This is a genomic window from Flavobacterium covae, from assembly GCF_001534645.1.
GTDB classification, from domain to species: Bacteria; Bacteroidota; Bacteroidia; order Flavobacteriales; family Flavobacteriaceae; genus Flavobacterium; species Flavobacterium covae.
Genome location: NZ_CP013992.1, coordinates 1,389,509 through 1,406,682 on the forward strand (window position 1 = coordinate 1,389,509; position 17,174 = coordinate 1,406,682).

At 28.8% G+C, this 17,174-nt stretch carries 18 protein-coding genes; 4 read left to right on the top strand and 14 right to left on the bottom strand.

Translation table 11 applies throughout. The features are described from left to right. Nucleotides 1–133: 133 nt before the first annotated feature. The 3 genes from mscL to AWN65_RS06220 all read right to left on the bottom strand — a co-directional run bounded on the left by mscL (nt 134) and on the right by AWN65_RS06220 (nt 3,680). Nucleotides 134–544, bottom strand: a complete 411-nt coding sequence (gene mscL, locus AWN65_RS06210; RefSeq protein WP_060382373.1) for a large-conductance mechanosensitive channel protein MscL — start codon at nt 542–544, stop codon at nt 134–136. 65 nt (nt 545–609) lie between these two features. Continuing rightward, complete coding sequence (locus AWN65_RS06215) at nt 610–3,054, bottom strand: bifunctional UDP-N-acetylmuramoyl-tripeptide:D-alanyl-D-alanine ligase/alanine racemase (RefSeq protein ID WP_060382374.1); 2,445 nt, start codon at nt 3,052–3,054, stop codon at nt 610–612. 5 nt (nt 3,055–3,059) lie between these two features. Beyond that, on the bottom strand, nt 3,060–3,680 hold the full coding sequence (locus AWN65_RS06220; RefSeq protein ID WP_060382375.1) for a thymidine kinase: 621 nt from the start codon (nt 3,678–3,680) through the stop codon (nt 3,060–3,062). A 144-nt stretch (nt 3,681–3,824) separates the two neighbouring features. Here AWN65_RS06220 and AWN65_RS06225 point away from each other — a divergent pair, with 144 nt between their 5' ends. The 3 genes from AWN65_RS06225 to AWN65_RS06235 all read left to right on the top strand — a co-directional run bounded on the left by AWN65_RS06225 (nt 3,825) and on the right by AWN65_RS06235 (nt 6,394). Then, a complete protein-coding gene (locus tag AWN65_RS06225) occupies nt 3,825–4,676 on the top strand; it encodes a hypothetical protein (protein WP_060382376.1) in 852 nt (283 codons plus the stop codon). Nucleotides 4,677–4,933: 257 nt separating this feature from the next. Beyond that, entirely contained in the window at nt 4,934–5,608 is a 675-nt protein-coding gene (gene rsmI, locus AWN65_RS06230; RefSeq protein ID WP_060382377.1) for a 16S rRNA (cytidine(1402)-2'-O)-methyltransferase, read from the top strand. 333 nt (nt 5,609–5,941) lie between these two features. Then, entirely contained in the window at nt 5,942–6,394 is a 453-nt protein-coding gene (locus AWN65_RS06235; protein ID WP_060382378.1) for a DUF2750 domain-containing protein, read from the top strand. A gap of 326 nt (nt 6,395–6,720) precedes the next feature. On the opposite strand, the gene AWN65_RS06240 is transcribed toward AWN65_RS06235, so the two are convergent. The 8 genes from AWN65_RS06240 to rpsF all read right to left on the bottom strand — a co-directional run bounded on the left by AWN65_RS06240 (nt 6,721) and on the right by rpsF (nt 12,469). Then, nucleotides 6,721–7,182, bottom strand: coding sequence for a hypothetical protein (locus AWN65_RS06240; protein WP_060382379.1), 462 nt, complete (start codon nt 7,180–7,182; stop codon nt 6,721–6,723). A 203-nt stretch (nt 7,183–7,385) separates the two neighbouring features. Then, complete coding sequence (locus AWN65_RS06245) at nt 7,386–8,399, bottom strand: IS256 family transposase, variant Zn-binding type (protein ID WP_456236273.1); 1,014 nt, start codon at nt 8,397–8,399, stop codon at nt 7,386–7,388. Nucleotides 8,400–8,442: 43 nt separating this feature from the next. After that, complete coding sequence (locus tag AWN65_RS06250) at nt 8,443–8,709, bottom strand: hypothetical protein (protein ID WP_060382380.1); 267 nt, start codon at nt 8,707–8,709, stop codon at nt 8,443–8,445. Continuing rightward, nucleotides 8,703–10,700, bottom strand: coding sequence for an NAD-dependent DNA ligase LigA (ligA, locus tag AWN65_RS06255; protein WP_060382381.1), 1,998 nt, complete (start codon nt 10,698–10,700; stop codon nt 8,703–8,705). Before ligA ends, AWN65_RS06250 begins: the two co-directional genes overlap by 7 nt. A gap of 63 nt (nt 10,701–10,763) precedes the next feature. Further along, nucleotides 10,764–11,234 carry a DUF6495 family protein gene (locus AWN65_RS06260; RefSeq protein WP_060383845.1) on the bottom strand — a complete coding sequence of 157 codons (471 nt, stop codon included), beginning with the start codon at nt 11,232–11,234 and terminating at the stop codon, nt 10,764–10,766. 80 nt (nt 11,235–11,314) lie between these two features. After that, entirely contained in the window at nt 11,315–11,758 is a 444-nt protein-coding gene (gene rplI, locus AWN65_RS06265; protein ID WP_060382382.1) for a 50S ribosomal protein L9, read from the bottom strand. Nucleotides 11,759–11,825: 67 nt separating this feature from the next. Next, complete coding sequence (gene rpsR, locus AWN65_RS06270; protein ID WP_014164395.1) at nt 11,826–12,122, bottom strand: 30S ribosomal protein S18; 297 nt, start codon at nt 12,120–12,122, stop codon at nt 11,826–11,828. 5 nt (nt 12,123–12,127) lie between these two features. Beyond that, a complete protein-coding gene (gene rpsF, locus AWN65_RS06275; protein ID WP_060382383.1) occupies nt 12,128–12,469 on the bottom strand; it encodes a 30S ribosomal protein S6 in 342 nt (113 codons plus the stop codon). Between the two features lie 172 nt (nt 12,470–12,641). Between rpsF and AWN65_RS06280 the strand changes: the two genes are divergently transcribed. Next, complete coding sequence (locus AWN65_RS06280; RefSeq protein WP_060382384.1) at nt 12,642–13,337, top strand: LytR/AlgR family response regulator transcription factor; 696 nt, start codon at nt 12,642–12,644, stop codon at nt 13,335–13,337. Here AWN65_RS06280 and priA read toward each other — a convergent pair. The 3 genes from priA to AWN65_RS06295 are packed head-to-tail and all read right to left on the bottom strand — an operon-like array spanning nt 13,334 to nt 17,132. After that, on the bottom strand, nt 13,334–15,781 hold the full coding sequence (priA, locus tag AWN65_RS06285) for a replication restart helicase PriA (RefSeq protein WP_060382385.1): 2,448 nt from the start codon (nt 15,779–15,781) through the stop codon (nt 13,334–13,336). The two genes, AWN65_RS06280 and priA, sit on opposite strands and share 4 nt — an antisense overlap. Before the next feature lie 3 nt (nt 15,782–15,784). After that, the gene (locus AWN65_RS06290; protein WP_060383846.1) at nt 15,785–16,204 is read right to left on the bottom strand and encodes a DUF2147 domain-containing protein; all 420 of its coding nucleotides are present in this window, start codon (nt 16,202–16,204) and stop codon (nt 15,785–15,787) included. 1 nt (nt 16,205) lies between these two features. Further along, complete coding sequence (locus AWN65_RS06295) at nt 16,206–17,132, bottom strand: YihY/virulence factor BrkB family protein (RefSeq protein ID WP_060382386.1); 927 nt, start codon at nt 17,130–17,132, stop codon at nt 16,206–16,208. Nucleotides 17,133–17,174: the final 42 nt, after the last annotated feature.

The following is a 17,174-nucleotide window of genomic DNA, read 5'->3' on the forward strand; positions in this document are numbered from 1 at the left end:
ATTCAATAATATTTTAGAGGGTAAAAGTAATAAAAAGTATAGATGTAACAAATTTGTTATAACACAGAATAATACACATAAAAAAACCTCAATCTTATAGTTGAGGTTTTTTTATATGTGAAAGATTTTTAAATTATTTTTTTAATAAATCTCTTATTTGTACTAATAATTCTTCTTGTGTAGGGCCTGATGGTGCTGCAGGTGCAGGCGCTGGCTTCTTCATTTTGTTCATTGCTTTTATGATTAAAAACATAACAAAAGCTACAATTAAAAAATCAATAACAGCCGTCAAAAATAATCCCCATTCTATTGCTACAGCAGGAGCTGTTTCTTTTCCTGTTGAATCCAATACTGCTTCTTTTAGCACTATTTTTTTATCAGCTAAGTCTATACCTCCCATTAAAAGTCCAACGATTGGAGCAAACATTTTTTCAACAAAAGCCGAAGTAACTTTACCAAAAGCTCCCCCCATAACAAAAGCAATGGCCATATCTACAAGGTTTCCTTTTAGTGCAAATTCTTTAAATTCTGAAATAAATCCCATAATTGTAATTGTTTTTTTAGTTAATCAAAGTTACAAAGCTAAAATATAAATAATTAACTCAAAATCTATTCCCTGTAGAAAATTCTCGACACACGACGCGAAATACCTGTTAATATTTCATACGGAATAGTATCTATAGCCTTTGCAATAACAGTTACAGGCAAATCTTTTCCAAAAATAATTACTTCATTACCTTCTGCACAGGATATATTAGTAACGTCTATCATAAGCATATCCATACATATACTTCCTAAAATGGGTGCTTTTTCTCCATTAACTAAAAGATAACCTAGACCTCTACCCCATTTTCTAGATATCCCATCTGCATAACCAATAGGAATTACAGCCATACGTGTTGGTTTTTCTACAACAAAACGTCTATTATATCCAACTGTATCTCCTATTTTTAGAGTTCGTATCTGTGAAATAACAGATTTTAAGGTTCCGACTGTTTCTAAATATTTCATTTCATTTAAATCATTAGAAACACCATACATCCCTACTCCTAAACGAACCATATCAAACTCGCCTTCAGGATAATTACTAATTCCTGATGAATTACAAATATGACGGATAGGATTATATTCTAATGTGTCTATAATTTGTCTGGAGAGGCGATCAAATAAGTTTATTTGATTCAAACTAAATGTTCTATCTATATCATTATCACTTTCGGCAAAATGAGATAAAATAGTATTAACCTGAATCTTTTTATTTTGTTTTAATATAGATATTAATTCAGGTATCACTTCTTCATCAAACCCCAAACGATTCATCCCTGTATTTATCTTAATATGAATTGGATAATGATTTTGTTTTTTTTCTTCTAAAATTTTCAGAAAAGCTTTTAAACCTCGTAAACTGTAAATTTCAGGTTCTAATCCGTATTGAATAATGGATCTAAAACTAGTCATTTCAGGATTCATAACCATAATGGGTACTTCAATTCCTGCCTTTTTTAACTCAATTCCTTCATCTGCAAAAGCTACCCCTAAATAATCTACTTTATGATGAGCTAGTAATTTTGCTATTTCAAAACTTCCGCTTCCATAGCCAAAAGCTTTTACCATACCCATTATTTTAGTAGTAGGTTTAATTTTAGTTTTGTAATAATTAAAGTTATGACTTAATGAATTTAGATTAATTTCTAAAACGGTTTCGTGTTTTTTCTCTTCTAATAAGGAAACAATTTTTTCAAATTCAAAAACACGAGCTCCTTTAATCAAAATGGTTTCATCTGAAAAATCAAGGCTATCAAAAGCATTTAGAAAAGAAGCTGTTGATTCAAAAGAGATAGCATTCTGAAATTTACTTTTGTATTTTGTAATTGTGCTTCCAATACAAATAGTTTTTGTTATTTTATTAGATATAATTAATTGTGCTATTCTAGAGTAAAGTTCTTCGTTCGTTAATCCTGACTGAAAAATATCGGAAATAATCAAAGTTCTTTTCTGGTTTTGTTTTTGATTTTGTAAAAAATCTAGTGCTATTTTTAACGACTGAAAATCAGAACTATAACTATCATCTATTAAAGTACAATTACAAATACCATTTTTAACCTTCAATCGCATTTCTACAGGATATAATTGGGCTATTCTTTCCTTAATAACTCGTTCATTATATCCTAGATACAACATAATCAAAATACAGTGCATACTATTTTCTAAAGAAGCTTCATCTATAAAAGGAACACTTATCTTAAAATGATGTTTTTTATAAATAACTTTTAAATCGGTATTCTGTTCTATTCCTTTTTTTTCAAAAAAAACATCTGCTTCTTTATTTTCTGTGCTCCATGTAAAAGTTTTGATGGATGGATCTAAAAAAGCTTCAATTGTTTTATTTTTATTCAAAATTAAAACTTCTACTTCTTTAAAAAGCTTTAATTTTTCTTTTATTTTTTCATAAATATCAACAAAACCTTGATCGTGAGCTGATCCTATATTTGTTAAAATTCCAATAGTGGGTTGAATTATTTTTTGCAAATTTTGCATTTCATTTACAGTAGAAATTCCTGCTTCAAAAATACCTAAATTGTGCATTTTATTAATTCCTATTATTGAAAGTGGGACACCAACTTGGGAGTTATAACTTTTTGGACTTCTTATAATTGTATAATCTGGACTTAACAAAAAGTTCAACCATTCTTTTACGATTGTTTTACCGTTACTACCTGTAATTCCTATTATAGGAAATGAAAATAAATTTCTATAATAGGTAGCTAATAATTGCAAAGCTTCTAAAGTATTGGTTACTTTTAAAAAATTGGCTTTACCCAACCATTTTTCATTAATAGTCTGTACTACAAATGATTTTACACCTTGTTCTATTAGAGTTTCTACATACTGATGTGCATCATGATGAGGACCAATAAGAGCGAAAAAAAGTGTTGAATTTGCATTTTGATGTGATCGACTATCTACTGAAACTGTATCAATTACAATAGAACTATCAACTTCTATAAATTCACAAGATAATGCTGTTGCAATTTGTTTAAGTATCAGTGCCATTATTTTTATTCTTCTTTCTTTATAATTTGTTCGTCTATTACATCTATATCATTACGCATAGCGTTAAAGTAGGCGGCTCTGCTTAAAGGCTCATATTCTTCTGTTTCTCCTAAAAGGACCAAACTATCATTAGCCGTTTTTCTATGACTATAATGTGCCAAATTTCCTGTTTTAGTACACACTGCATGTACTTTAGTAACGTATTCCGCAGTCGCCATTAGAGCAGGCATAGGACCAAAAGGCTTTCCTTTAAAATCCATATCTAATCCTGCTACAATCACTCTAACTCCTGCATTTGCCAAGTCATTGCAAACAGAAACTATTTCTTCATCAAAAAATTGGGCTTCGTCAATTCCTACTACATCACAACCTTGTGCTAAAATACGAATATTAGCTGCAGCTGGAACAGGTGTAGAACGAATTTCATTTTTATTATGAGAAACAACCATCTCTTCATGATAACGTGTATCAATACTAGGCTTAAATATCTCTACTTTTTGCTTAGCAAACTGAGCCCTTCTTAATCTACGGATTAATTCTTCCGTTTTTCCTGAAAACATTGAACCACAGATTACTTCAATCCATCCAAATTGTTCTTTTGGGTTTACTGTATTTTCTAAAAACATTTTTTAATTTTATAATGATAAAAATGAATAGTTTTTATTACTTTGTAACTCGCAAAATTATTAAAAAAGACTGGTTGTTTTACAGCTCAACTGATAAAGTTATCAATAAATTTTAATTCTTTCATCACCAAAAATTTAAACGCAATGAAAAAGAAATTGGAAGCCGAATTGATTAGTATTGCCCATAAAGTTTTACAATTAAAACACAAAGAAGATGTACGAGAATTACATCGTGAGGCACAACGATTGTATGAAAAACTTTCTGTTTTATTATTTGTTGAAGAAAATTTTAGTGACGTACAACCCACTATTGGAAAAAAACAAATAGAAGAAAAATTAGAACACGCTTTTGATTATAATGAGAAGATAATAATAGCTCAATTAGAAGAAGAATTGGATGAATCCATTCTGCCTATTGAAAACACAGAAGCTGAAAATAAGGAAATTACACCAATTGTAGAAACTATCTTAGCTGTAGAAAATTTTGAAGAAGAGATAACCGAAAAAGAAAACACCTCTCAAATTATAGAAAACAAAGAAGATAATAGCAAATCCGAGAACATTTCAATGGATGCTTTTTTCAATCAAATACATTCTAAAACCGTTTCTGAAAAAATAAATACAGAAACAGAAGAAAAAATTACTCCCAACGAAATCCATACATCAGCTGTAAAAGAGATTTTCCCTGAATTCATGTCTAATTTTAATGAAATTACTTTTGAGCGCGTAATAGAGAAACCCGTAAGTAATTTAAATGATAAAATTTCTAGATCCGTTGGATTATCTTTAAACGATCGCATGGCATTTGAAAAAAATTTATTTGATGGAAGTACCGAAGATTTAAATCGTGTCTTATCACAATTAGAAACTTTTAAAAGCTACCAAGAAGCCAAAGATTTTATAGAAGAAATGGTAAAACCTGATTATAACAACTGGTTAGGTCGCGAAGATTATGAAGAACGTTTTATGGAATATATTATAAGTAAATTTGCATAATTTTTATCTCATTTTCTAGTTTAAGGATATACGAAGCTGTCCAAAAAATAATAAATCAACATGCAGTTTATCACTCCTACGCAAGGAGAAGTCTCATAATCAAGATTATACGACTCCTCCCTTTTGTTGAAATGACAAGATTGCGAACTTTTAGGACAGCCACCTTGTTTCTTTTCACAAACTCGTTTAATCATTTATTTTTAAACTTTTTGTTTTTTAAATAATTAAATTATTACTCCCCTTTTACAATCAAACAAATGAGTAAATTATACATAGTCCCGACCCCTATTGGCAATTTAGAAGATATGACTTTTAGAGCCATTAAAATTCTAAAAGAAGTAGATTGTATTTTGGCGGAAGACACCCGTACTAGTGGCAAATTACTTAAACACTTTGAAATTGCTACTCACATGCAAAGCCATCACATGCACAACGAACACAAAACCGTTGATCAAATAATACAGCGTTTGCAAACAGGACAAAATATAGCCTTAATTAGCGATGCAGGTACCCCTGCTATTTCCGACCCTGGTTTTTTGTTAACAAGAGCTTGTCTAGAAAACGGTATAGAAGTTGAATGCTTACCAGGCGCAACTGCTTTTGTTCCAGCATTAGTAAACAGTGGTTTGCCTAATGATAAATTTGTTTTTGAAGGCTTCTTACCCGATAAAAAAGGAAGACAAACCCGCTTCTTACAGTTAGCTGAAGAAAACAGAACGATGATTTTATATGTTTCGCCCCATAAACTAATCAAAACATTAACTGAATTTGTTCAATACTTTGGTTCCGATCGCTTAGTAAGCGTATCCCGTGAACTCTCTAAACTCCATGAAGAAACAGTACGAGGTACAGCAGAAGAAGTACTAAAACATTTTGAAACAAAACCTCCAAAGGGAGAAATTGTGGTTTGTGTAGCTGGAAAATCTAAATAAAATATTTTTTTAGTTTTTAACAAAACTCACTTAAACAACTAGTATTTTAATACAAATTACATATTGTAATCCAAAAACAAATATTAAAGTTATTATTACACCTATTTTATAAGATAACAACAAACACTCAAACCATTTCTTCAATCATGATTTACTATTGGAAAATAACATTATCATTTTTAACAATAAAGGATTAAATTAAAAAACAAAAATCAATAAAATACATGATTTTCATTTTTTTTTATTTAATTCAAATTTTTCATTTCTTTTTAGCTATTTTCAAATAAAGTTCATTAATTCTTGCAAAACAATATAAAAAAACATTTCCATTTTATGAAAGACGACATTCAGATTATACAACGCCACCAAGAGTTTATTAAAACGATTTGTCAAACCGAAAAAATATACACCTTAGAAAAAGAAGAACTTTATTCTTTATCTTATACAAATAATTATCAAGATGAAGAAGGAAATCCTATTCAATTACTTTGTGTTTGGAGTCAAAAAAAATATGCTCAAACTTGTCAAAATGACGAATGGACAAATTACCAAATAGAAGAAATAGATTTAGTTGATTTCATAGAAAATTGGTGTATTGGACTTGATTCTAATGCAATGGTGGCTGGTATAGAATTTGATCAAAACTTATATGGATACGAAGCCGATCCTCTAGAATTAATATTAGAAATTATTGACTATTTAAAGATTATAAAAAAAGATTTAAAGTTATCTCATTATAAAAATTTAAATGATTTATCTCAAAAAATTAAAGAGGTACTTGATTAAATTATTTTAAAAAATAAGTATAACAAATTAATTTATATAAAAATATCTAAATTAGCACTAATGATTCTCTAAGAAATAAATATTAAATTGACAAATAACAACTAGTAGCCCCCTCTAGGCTTCCTTATAGAATATTTAAAAAAAATAAATCTCATTAAAGTAGGACTCTCACTCTAAAAAACGAGGTAAAACAAACAATAAAAGACTCATTTTTTATTTTATTGTAAAAGTTAGCAACTAATGTTTAGTTACTAACTTTTACAGAATCTCTGTAATACAAGGTAAAATTCAACAAAAATAAAGGCTATTTTATTAACTTTTAAATCTTATCTAATAATCTTATTACTTTCTATTTCTCTAAAAAAATAAGGTCTTACATTTATAAAATATTCAATAATAAAGAAATAGGAAATAACTCTAAATATGAATTTTAAACATTCAAAAACTATAGTACAATTCATTTTTATCATAACTACATATACTATATCAGCCATAGCTGAAAAAACAATGGCTATCAAGATATTATTAAAACAAAGATTGTTTATTACCAAATAATTATAAGTACAAATTGAAATTAAAGAGGTTAATACAGTACCATAGACAACAATAGCCGCAGAATATTTCATATCTTCAAAAGCTAAACCATTTAGTAATAAATAAGTTAAAAGCATTAAAAAAATAGTACCTAATAATGAAAAACTAAATGCTTTCTGATAAAACCCTATTCTTTTTGTTTCCTTAATTACTAAAAATAATAATAGTAAATAGGGACATAAATCCAATCCCATATTTAAAAACTGGTAATGTGGTCAAAAATGGTTGGTAATTTTTGATTTTAAATTGCTTATATTACAACATCAAATTGAAGAGGAAGTTGGCTCTGCTGAGGAGCAACCAACCAGCAATAAGTTTGATGATTATACGATAATTAAAGGATAGGTTTTAATCTATCCTTTTTTAATTATCGGTAATCAAATATGGCTGAAAAAACCTATTTTTCAATTTGATTTTTATAGTATAAATACCATCTTAAAAAGTTCTTCCTGTTTTTTATACTTAATCCTCTATGAATATTTAGATTGTCTTTCAAATGTCCAAAAAATGATTCAAGAGCATTAGTTGAATTTGGTATTTTATCATCTTTAAGATAGGTAAACATATGTGGTAATGCTTTTTTAATTACAGTAAATGATCTTCTAACCATTTTATGAGTATACCAATATTTTTTACTTTCGATTTTATATGATCTTTCATTAAGATAGTCTCTATATTTTTCTTCCCAATGTATAAGCTCTATTAACCATAATTGTCTTTTGTATTCAGAATTAATCTGATGGATTTTAATTATAATTTGCTTTAATTCAAAGCCTGATTTGTGTTTTGGATTGGCCGTGAGCCATATTTTACACATTCTTGAAATATGTACTAAACACCTTTGAAAAGCTATGTCAGGGCAAATATTTTGTATCGCTTTTAATACAGATTTATCACCATCAGAAGTAATACATTTTATAGTAATCCCAAGATTTAATAAATTTTGTAAATCTTCTGCAACTTCTTCATAATTTTCGTTATCAGTTATTCTATAAAGTTGAGTAGATTTTAAATGAAAATTTCTATAAACTACTAGACAAATATCATTAGGAAAATAAGTTCCATCAATCATAAGATAAACATCATCAGTGGAGCTAAACTCTAAAACAGGAGCTTTAGATAACATTTTAGAAAAATAACGTTGTAAAGTACTTTTACTGTAACCAGATTCAAGTGAAATTTTATCAAAAATATCTTTACCGATTATCCAGTTTTTAAACCAAATCTCTTTATTAGAATCTGAAACTGATTTATTATTTGAAGTAAATAATTGACCACAATCATTACACTTAAATCGTTGCTTATTTTCTCTTATTCCCCACTTTATCGTATTGAGGCTTTTACAGGTTGGACAACGCTTTTTTTTGAAGTTTTCATGAAATAAAAAAAGTTTATTGAAACTAATTTCAATAAACTTTCGTCAATATCATATTTTATAATGCTTTACAGCATTTTTACCAACCATTTTTGACTATTAAACCTAAAAACTTTATGAACTCAAAATTAAATAGGGTGAGTGCATCAGTACAAAAATAAATTACAAATATAAGTGATACATATATTATATTTTGTTTTTCTTCTATGGCTAAATAACGGGCTATTAAAGCGGGAATGATAATAGGTTTACATATAATTAGTAAAAATTCATTACCTAATAGCATGGCTACAACTGACAAAAAACAAGCTAATAGGTATACGTATAAAGGAGCGTTTTTTAACATAACATTGCATTAAATTCTTCTTCTGATAATATCGTAATTCCAAGTTGTGTTGCTTTTTCTAACTTCGCAGGTCCCATATTTTTTCCTGCCACTACATAATGGGTTTTAGAAGATATACTACTTCCTATTTTTCCTCCATTATTTTCTATTAATTGTTTTAATTCATCTCTTGAAATATTTTCAAAAACTCCTGATACTACAAAATTTTTACCTTTCAATAAATCTGAACTTACTACAGAAGTTGTTTCTTGTAATTCTAACAATATTCCATAATTTCTAAGTCGATTCAAAATATCTAAATTATTTTGATTTTCAAAAAATTCTATTAGACTTTGAGCTATTTTCACACCTATTTCATCAACAGTAACCAACTCTTCTAATGTTGAATTTTGAAGATTTTCAATTGATTTATAATGTTTTGCCAATTTTTTGGCTACGGTTTCTCCTACATATCGAATACCTAATGCGTATAATACACGTTCAAAAGTAATTTCTTTCGATTTTTCTATTCCTATTAATAAATTATCTGCTGATTTGTCTGCCATCCTATCCAAAACAACAATTTGTTCTTTTTTAAGTTCATACAAATCAGCATAATTAGAAACTAATTTATTTTTAAATAGTAAAGCAACGGTTTCTCCCCCTAACCCTTCTATATCCATTGCTTTTCGAGATATATAATGTTGAATTCTACCTATTATTTGAGGTGGGCATCCATAATAATTAGGGCAATAATGCTGTGCTTCTCCTTCTTTTCTAATTAATTCCGTTTGGCACTCTGGACAATGAGTAATATAGTTTGTTTTGATTGAATGAATAGAACGTTTGGATTCATCTACTCCTATAATTTTAGGAATAATTTCGCCTCCTTTTTCTACAAAAACTTCGTCATCAATTCTTATATCTAATTTTTCTATCTGATCGGCATTATGTAAAGAGGCTCTTTTTACTATTGTTCCTGCTAACTGGACAGGCTCTAAATTGGCTACTGGTGTTATAGCACCTGTTCTACCTACTTGATAGGAAATAGAATTTAGCTTAGTTACCACCTGTTCTGCCTTAAATTTATAAGCTATTGCCCAACGTGGTGATTTAGCTGTATAACCTAATTCTTCTTGCTGATCTAAGTTATTTACTTTTACAACTACTCCATCCGTTTCATAAGGCATTTCATGACGATGGGCATCCCAATATTCAATAAAATCAAAAACTTCTTGCATAGAATAAGCTAATTTTGATTGTATAGGTACTTTAAAACCCCAATTTCTCGCTTTTTCTAAGCCTTCAAATTGAGTTGTGATAGGTAAATTAGTTCCTATTAATGAATATAACAAACAATCCAAAGGTCTTTTAGCAACTTCTGAACTATCTTGTAATTTTAAACTCCCTGAAGCAGTATTTCTTGGGTTTGAATAAGGTGACTCTCCTATTTCTATTAATTCTTGATTCATTTTTTCAAATCCAGCAAAGGGCAAAATAATTTCACCTCTAATTTCAAATTTCTCAGGAAAATCCCCCTTAAGTGTTAGAGGAACTGCTTTAATTGTTTTTACATTCTGTGTTACATCATCTCCCTGAAAACCATCACCACGAGTTGCTGCACGTAATAATTTTCCATTTTCATAGGTAATACTTATAGAAGCACCATCGTACTTAAGTTCACAGGTGTATTCAACTGGTCTATTTCCTAGTATTTTTTGAATTCGAATCTCCCAATCTAACAAATCTTCTTTTGAATAAGAATTATCTAAGGAGTACATTCTATATTCGTGTTGTATTGTTTGGAAATTTTTAGTTACAGCCCCTCCTACACGCTGCGTGGGAGAACTAAGATCATTATATTCTGGATGTTTTTCCTCTAGCTCTTGAAGTTCTTTTAATTTTATATCAAACTCATAATCTGATATAGTAGGAGTATCTAAAACATAGTAATTATAATTATGTTGATTTAGTTCGTTTCTAAGGGCTTGAATTTTCAAAAAAATATCCATAAAAAGGGCTATTAAAGTAATAAAATACTAAAATAGCCATTTAATTATAGTTAAGCAAAAAAATTACTCAATGACCCCATTTATCTGCATATAAAGCTGTCCATCACTTAAGATTGCTCCTTCTTTTATAAGTTCAAATAGTTCATCATTGCGTTCTTTTTTATATTCTTTTTTTCCTCGTAGGAGTTCCACATTTTCTGTAAACAAATGGTCTCCTAACCATTTTAAACCATCATTAGTCAAAAAATCTACTTCAGCATTTAGTGCTTTGATAACAATAGTTTGCATAAAATATTCTTGACAATGAAACAAAAAAATATGTCTTTTTGAAAAATGCTCTATAAATTTTGCATTTCTTAATACACCTTCCCATATTAGATCTGAAAAGATATCTAATTCTTGTTCGGCTACTTCGGGATTATGTATTTTTAACTGATCCCACTCGGCTTTATCTATTTGCTGAGTAGCCAAAAAATTGGCAAATTCCTGATGTAAGGAATCCAATTGTTCTTTGGTAAGTCTCTTATATCTCAAGTCAATAAATTTTAATTGTTTATGGTAAAAATAAAAAAAAAGTCCCAAAAAGGGACTTTAAAAAAATATCGTTTTTAAAATTAAGCTTGTTCTGCTACAATTTCAAATGGTAAATCAACGATAACTTCACGGTGTAAACGAACAGTAGCACTGTATTTACCAATTCTTTTAATTACACCTGAAGTGATAAATTTTTTCTCAATAGCGTGACCATTTTTTTCTAAAACTTGAGCTAAATCAGCATTTGTTACAGATCCAAATAGTTTTTCACCACCTGCTTTAGCTATAATCTTGATCTCTAAAGTTTTTATTGCTTCTGCTTTAGCTTTAGCATCTGCTACAATTTTAGCTTCTTTATGTGCTTTTTGTTTTAAATTTTCAGCTAAAACTTTTTTTGCTGATGAAGTAGCTAATAAAGCAAATCCTTGAGGAATTAAAAAGTTACGACCATAACCAGGTTTAACTGTTACGATATCATCTTTAAAACCTAAATTTTGAACGTCTTTTTTTAAGATAAGTTCCATGTTGTTGTCCTTTTTATTTTAGAAGTTAGGTTCCTACTCAGGAAACCAACAACCTATTTGTTAATTATTATTTTAATAAATCCGCTACGTATGGCATTAAAGCTAAGTGGCGTGCTCTTTTTACTGCTACTGAAACTTTTCTTTGGTATTTTAAAGAAGTTCCTGTTAAACGGCGAGGAAGGATTTTTCCTTGCTCATTTACGAATTTTAATAAGAAATCAGCATCTTTATAATCTACATACTTGATTCCTGATTTTTTGAAACGACAATATTTTTTTTGTTTGTTCGTGTCAATATTTAAAGGCGTTAAATATCTGATATCTCCGTCTTTTTTTCCTTTTGCAGATTGTTCAATTGTAGACATATCAATTAAGCTTTTTTAGTTTTTAACTTCTCTCTTCTTCTCTCAGCCCAAGCTACAGCGTGTTTATCTAAACTTACTGTTAAGAAACGCATAACACGCTCATCACGTCTGTACTCAATTTCTAAACCAGCTAAAACTTCGCTAGAAGCTTCAAATTGGATTAATTGGTAAAATCCAGATTTTTTGTTTTGGATTTCGTACGCTAATTTTTTCAATCCCCAATCCTCTTTAGCAACAATCTTAGCTCCTTTTGAAGTTAAAAAATCTTCAAATTTGCTTACTGTTTCCTTTACCTGAGTTTCAGATAAAACGGGATTCAAGATGAAAACAGTTTCATAATGATTCATAGTAATAAAATTTATTTGTTATAAAATTGGGTGCAAAAGTAATAATATTATTTAAAATAGCAAACATTTAATTACTCTTTTCGACGAAACAACTGATTTTCATGAAAATAATTGGACAGTTTAAAAAAATGAACTATTTTTAACCTGTCCAATCTATTTTAAACTGTTTCCCATGAAGTTAAATTGTATTGTGGTAGATGATAGTTCTATCCAAAGAATTTTAGTAACTAAACTTGTAGAAGCGCATCAAAACTTAAATTTAATAGGTGAATTCTCAAATGCTGTTGAAACAAAAAGTTGTTTAGCCATAAATGAAGTAGATTTATTATTTTTAGATATAGAAATGCCTATCATTAATGGGTTTAATCTTTTAGACGGCTTAAAAGAAAAACCCCAGATAATTTTTATTACAGCCAAAGCTGAATATGCTTTAAAAGCCTTTGACTATGAAGCTACTGATTATTTACAGAAACCACTTACCAAAGAGCGTTTTAATATTGCTGTTAAAAGAGCAATAGATCTGCACATGCTCAGAAAAGATCACAATACTGAAGAAGAAGGCGAACATATTTATATCAAAAGTAATTTAAAAAAATTAAAAGTATACACTTCTAAAATAAAGTGGATTGAAGCTTTCGGAGATTATGTAAAAATAGTTACTGAAGAAGATAGCCATCTTGTTTTATCTACCATGAAATCCTTTGAAAAAGATCTTTCAAAAGAAAAATTTGTTCGTGTACATAAGTCTTTTATCATTAACATTGATAAAATAGAGAAATTTAATAGCAAATTTGCTGAAATTGGTGTGGCAAAAATACCTTTAAGTCGCAATAAAAAAGAGGAGCTAATGCGTGTATTAGAAGCTTAATTTACATCTACATTAACTCCTACTCTTATAGATTTATAAATAGGTACTGCTTCAAAACTATTCAGTATTTTCTGGATAGTTTTTTTTGTATTACCTAAATGCTTGTCCTTTGGTATTTTTATTAAAATAGTTCGAATATATTCATTCCTAATTTTACTAATTGGTGGTTCTTCTGGGCCTAATACAGGCATTTCTAAATTTTGTTTTAGCACTTGATAGAACCACATAGAACCTTCTTTTAACTTTTCAAATTCTTTATGTTTTAAAGTAAACTTTATTAATTTATAAAAAGGAGGATATTTATATATATGTCTTTCATACAACTGTTCTTTGTACATACCTAAATAGTTATGATCTGTAACTTGCTGTATTATATTGTGCATAGGATTATAACTTTGTATAACTACTTTCCCTTTTTTATCACTTCTTCCTGCTCTACCCGCTACTTGTGTCATCATTTGATAGCTTCTTTCAAAGGCTCTAAAATCAGGAAAATAGAGCATATTATCAGCATTTAAGATCCCAACCAGTGAAACATTATCGAAATCTAATCCTTTTGCTAACATTTGAGTTCCTACTAGAATATCTATCTCTTTATTTTTAAAATCATCGATCAAACGTTCAAATGAGTATTTCCCTCTAGTTGTATCCTGATCCATTCGTTTTATATTTTTAGTAGGGAATAAACTTACTAACTCCATTTCTATTTGTTCTGTTCCAAAACCTTTAGAGGTAAGATCAATACTTGAGCAAGCATGACAATTTGTAGGTTTTGCTATATTATAACCACAATAATGACAACGTAATTGATTTTTAAATTTATGATACGTTAAGCTTACATCACAATTTGAACATTGCGGAATATGTCCACAGGTCATACACTCTAAAATAGGAGAATATCCTCTTCTGTTCTGAAAAAGAATAATTTGTTCTCCATTATATAGTGCTTCTTGTATTTTGTCAATCAATATTTGACTAAAATGCCCCGTCATTCTTTTTCGAAAATAATTATCTTTTAAATCAACTAAAATAATTTCAGGTAAAACTGCATTTCCAAATCGTTCGAAAAGTTCTACTATACCATACTTATTTTTTTGAACATTATAATAACTTTCTAAACTAGGCGTAGCGGATCCTAGAAGAACTTTTGCTTTTAATTGATGAGCTAAAACTATAGAAGCATCTCTGGCATGGTAACGCGGTGCTGGATCTACTTGTTTAAAAGTTTGTTCGTGTTCCTCATCTACAATGATTAATCCTAATTTTTGAAAAGGCAAAAAAAGTGCTGACCTAGCACCTATTACTACCTTTGCTTTTTCTGAACCTATCAAGACCTCATTCCATACTTCTACTCTTTCATTATTTGAGTATTTAGAGTGGTAAACAGCTATTTTATTTCCAAAATGTTTACTTAACCTACTTACTAATTGGGTTGTTAATGCTATTTCGGGTAACAAGTATAAAACTTGTTTTTCTTGTTTTAAATACTGTTCTATGATTTTAATATAAACTTCTGTTTTTCCTGATGCTGTTACACCATGTAATAAACAAACTTCTTTCCTTTCTAAAGTTTCTAAAATTTGTTTGTACGCTTTTTGTTGTGCATCGCTCAAAACTATTTGATTTTGTTGTACATCTTCAAAAAATATACGATCCTGTTGTAACAAATATTCTTCAAAAATTTGTTTGTCTACTAAAACTTTTAGAGTATTTGCTTTTATTCCTGAAAATGTGAGCAAATTTTTAACTGATATTGTTTTTTTTTGAGTAGCGATGAGTTGAAAATAATTTAAAACTAATTCTTTTTGTTTTTGCGCATTTTTGAGGAGTAACAACAATTCTTCTAACTGATCTGGTTTATTAAATTTTTCTGCTAAACGAATATACTTGACTAATTTAGGTTTATATTCCTCAATCATTTCTTCTTGAAGAATTAAAATATCTTTATCTAATAAAGATTGAATAACTGGAAAAACTTTCTTTTTATTGAGGATGGCTGTTACTTCTGATACTTTTAAAGAAGTTTGACTAGAAAGTGCTTCTACAATCAGAAATTCGTCATCTGATAAATCAGTTGTATCTAAAACTTGTTTTTTTGCAGAAATTATGGTTTCACTTTCTAATATTAATGCAGATGGTAATGCTGTTTTATATACTTCTCCTAAAGAACACATATAGTAGTTGGCTATCCATTTCCAGAACTCAATTTGAATAGTTGTTAAAATAGGGATCTGATCTATAATCTGATGTATTTCTTTAGCTTCATATAAAGTAGGAGCTGTATGATGCTTACTAATGGTAAGTCCTGTATAGAATTTCGTTTTACCAAAAGGAACTGCAACACGCATTCCTATTTGTATAAAATAAAATTCCGCTTCCGAAACTTCATAAGTAAAAGTTTGTGGAAGCGAAATAGGGATGACAACTTCTATAAAATAGCGCATGAATTAACTTCTTATCCAAGTTTGTGAACGTCCGATAAGAGAAATTCCCATATAACCTCTTACGGTTAAACGATCTTTCCCATTTAATTTTATAAAACATTTGTATATATTTCCCGTTTCAGGATCCGTAATGTTTCCTCCATTATATTCATCGCCATCTTTTTCGAGACCTTTTATAATTAATAAGCCTAAAATAGGTTTATTTTTATCAGAACCTTCGCATTTTTCACATTTTCTATCACGTTTTGCTGGATCTAAAATCTCAACTATTTTACCAACTACTTTACCATTTGATTCAAAAATTTCAACCACTGATTTGGCTTTTCCAGTTTTATCGTCAATAGTTTTCCATTTTCCAAAAACAGATTGGGCATTCATTTGTAAACAACCTAAAAATAAGGTTAAAAGTGCAATTTTTTTCATTTTATTTAATTTTTTTAAGTTTTCGTATGGAAGCATCTAATTCAAAACCTAGTAATAATACCATACAATTGATCCAAAGATAAAAAAGGAATACTAAAAGTGTACCTATTGAACCATAAAGTTCATTATATTTTGAAAATTTAACAACCCAAATACCAAAAAAGTAAGAAGATACTACAATTAATCCTGTGGTAAAAACGGTACCAATTGTAATGAGTCGCTTTTTTTTAGATTGTTTAATGCCGTATTTAAATAAAATAGCGGTTGCTAAAAGAATCATAATAACTACAAAAGTATATCTTCCTAGTTCTATTAATGATATTTTATCAGAAACTCTGGAACTCAATACATCTTGTATTATGGTTTTTTGAATGATTATTTCTAAAAAAATAATAGCTGATATTGTGATTATTAAAATGGTAGTGAGCATTAGCGAAATAAGTAGAGCTACAAAGTATTGTCTAAAATAAGGTCTCTTTACACTAATATGTAAGGAGGTTTCAAAACCACTCATAACAGCATTTACTCCATTAGTCATTAAAAAAACTGATAAAAATACCCCCCATGACAATAGTCCTGTTTGACTATTATTAAGAATATCTTTTATAATATTTTCAATAGCATCAAACGTTGTAGGAGGTACATTATCTCTTACAAATAGTAAAAAATCATTCTGAAAACCTTTGATAGGAATGTACGGGATTAAATTTAAAATAAATAGAGCAAAAGGAAATAATGCCATAAAAAAACTAAAGGCAATGGCAGCTGCTCTATAACTAATTCCTCCTTGAAGAACGCCTACTAAATAAAATTCTATTAATTCATAAAACGATAATCCATTTAGCCATGGTAATTTTACATTATCTAAAACAATTATTAATTGTTTTATTAATGGTATTTTCAGAAGTATTTCTTTTGTATTTTCCATTTTTTATTTTTCAGAGAAGTTACTCATTTACCAGAAATTAGC

Bases quoted from the DNA above. Each gene is read 5' to 3' on its own strand.
- mscL (WP_060382373.1), bottom strand. From the start codon at position 544: ATGGGATTTATTTCAGAATTTAAAGAATTTGCACTAAAAGGAAACCTT.
- AWN65_RS06215 (WP_060382374.1), bottom strand. From the start codon at position 3,054: ATGGCACTGATACTTAAACAAATTGCAACAGCATTATCTTGTGAATTT.
- AWN65_RS06220 (WP_060382375.1), bottom strand. From the start codon at position 3,680: ATGTTTTTAGAAAATACAGTAAACCCAAAAGAACAATTTGGATGGATT.
- AWN65_RS06225 (WP_060382376.1), top strand. From the start codon at position 3,825: ATGAAAAAGAAATTGGAAGCCGAATTGATTAGTATTGCCCATAAAGTT.
- rsmI (WP_060382377.1), top strand. From the start codon at position 4,934: ATGAGTAAATTATACATAGTCCCGACCCCTATTGGCAATTTAGAAGAT.
- AWN65_RS06235 (WP_060382378.1), top strand. From the start codon at position 5,942: ATGAAAGACGACATTCAGATTATACAACGCCACCAAGAGTTTATTAAA.
- AWN65_RS06240 (WP_060382379.1), bottom strand. From the start codon at position 7,182: ATGGGATTGGATTTATGTCCCTATTTACTATTATTATTTTTAGTAATT.
- AWN65_RS06250 (WP_060382380.1), bottom strand. From the start codon at position 8,709: ATGTTAAAAAACGCTCCTTTATACGTATACCTATTAGCTTGTTTTTTG.
- ligA (WP_060382381.1), bottom strand. From the start codon at position 10,700: ATGGATATTTTTTTGAAAATTCAAGCCCTTAGAAACGAACTAAATCAA.
- rplI (WP_060382382.1), bottom strand. From the start codon at position 11,758: ATGGAACTTATCTTAAAAAAAGACGTTCAAAATTTAGGTTTTAAAGAT.
- rpsR (WP_014164395.1), bottom strand. From the start codon at position 12,122: ATGTCTACAATTGAACAATCTGCAAAAGGAAAAAAAGACGGAGATATC.
- rpsF (WP_060382383.1), bottom strand. From the start codon at position 12,469: ATGAATCATTATGAAACTGTTTTCATCTTGAATCCCGTTTTATCTGAA.
- AWN65_RS06280 (WP_060382384.1), top strand. From the start codon at position 12,642: ATGAAGTTAAATTGTATTGTGGTAGATGATAGTTCTATCCAAAGAATT.
- priA (WP_060382385.1), bottom strand. From the start codon at position 15,781: ATGCGCTATTTTATAGAAGTTGTCATCCCTATTTCGCTTCCACAAACT.
- AWN65_RS06290 (WP_060383846.1), bottom strand. From the start codon at position 16,204: ATGAAAAAAATTGCACTTTTAACCTTATTTTTAGGTTGTTTACAAATG.
- AWN65_RS06295 (WP_060382386.1), bottom strand. From the start codon at position 17,132: ATGGAAAATACAAAAGAAATACTTCTGAAAATACCATTAATAAAACAA.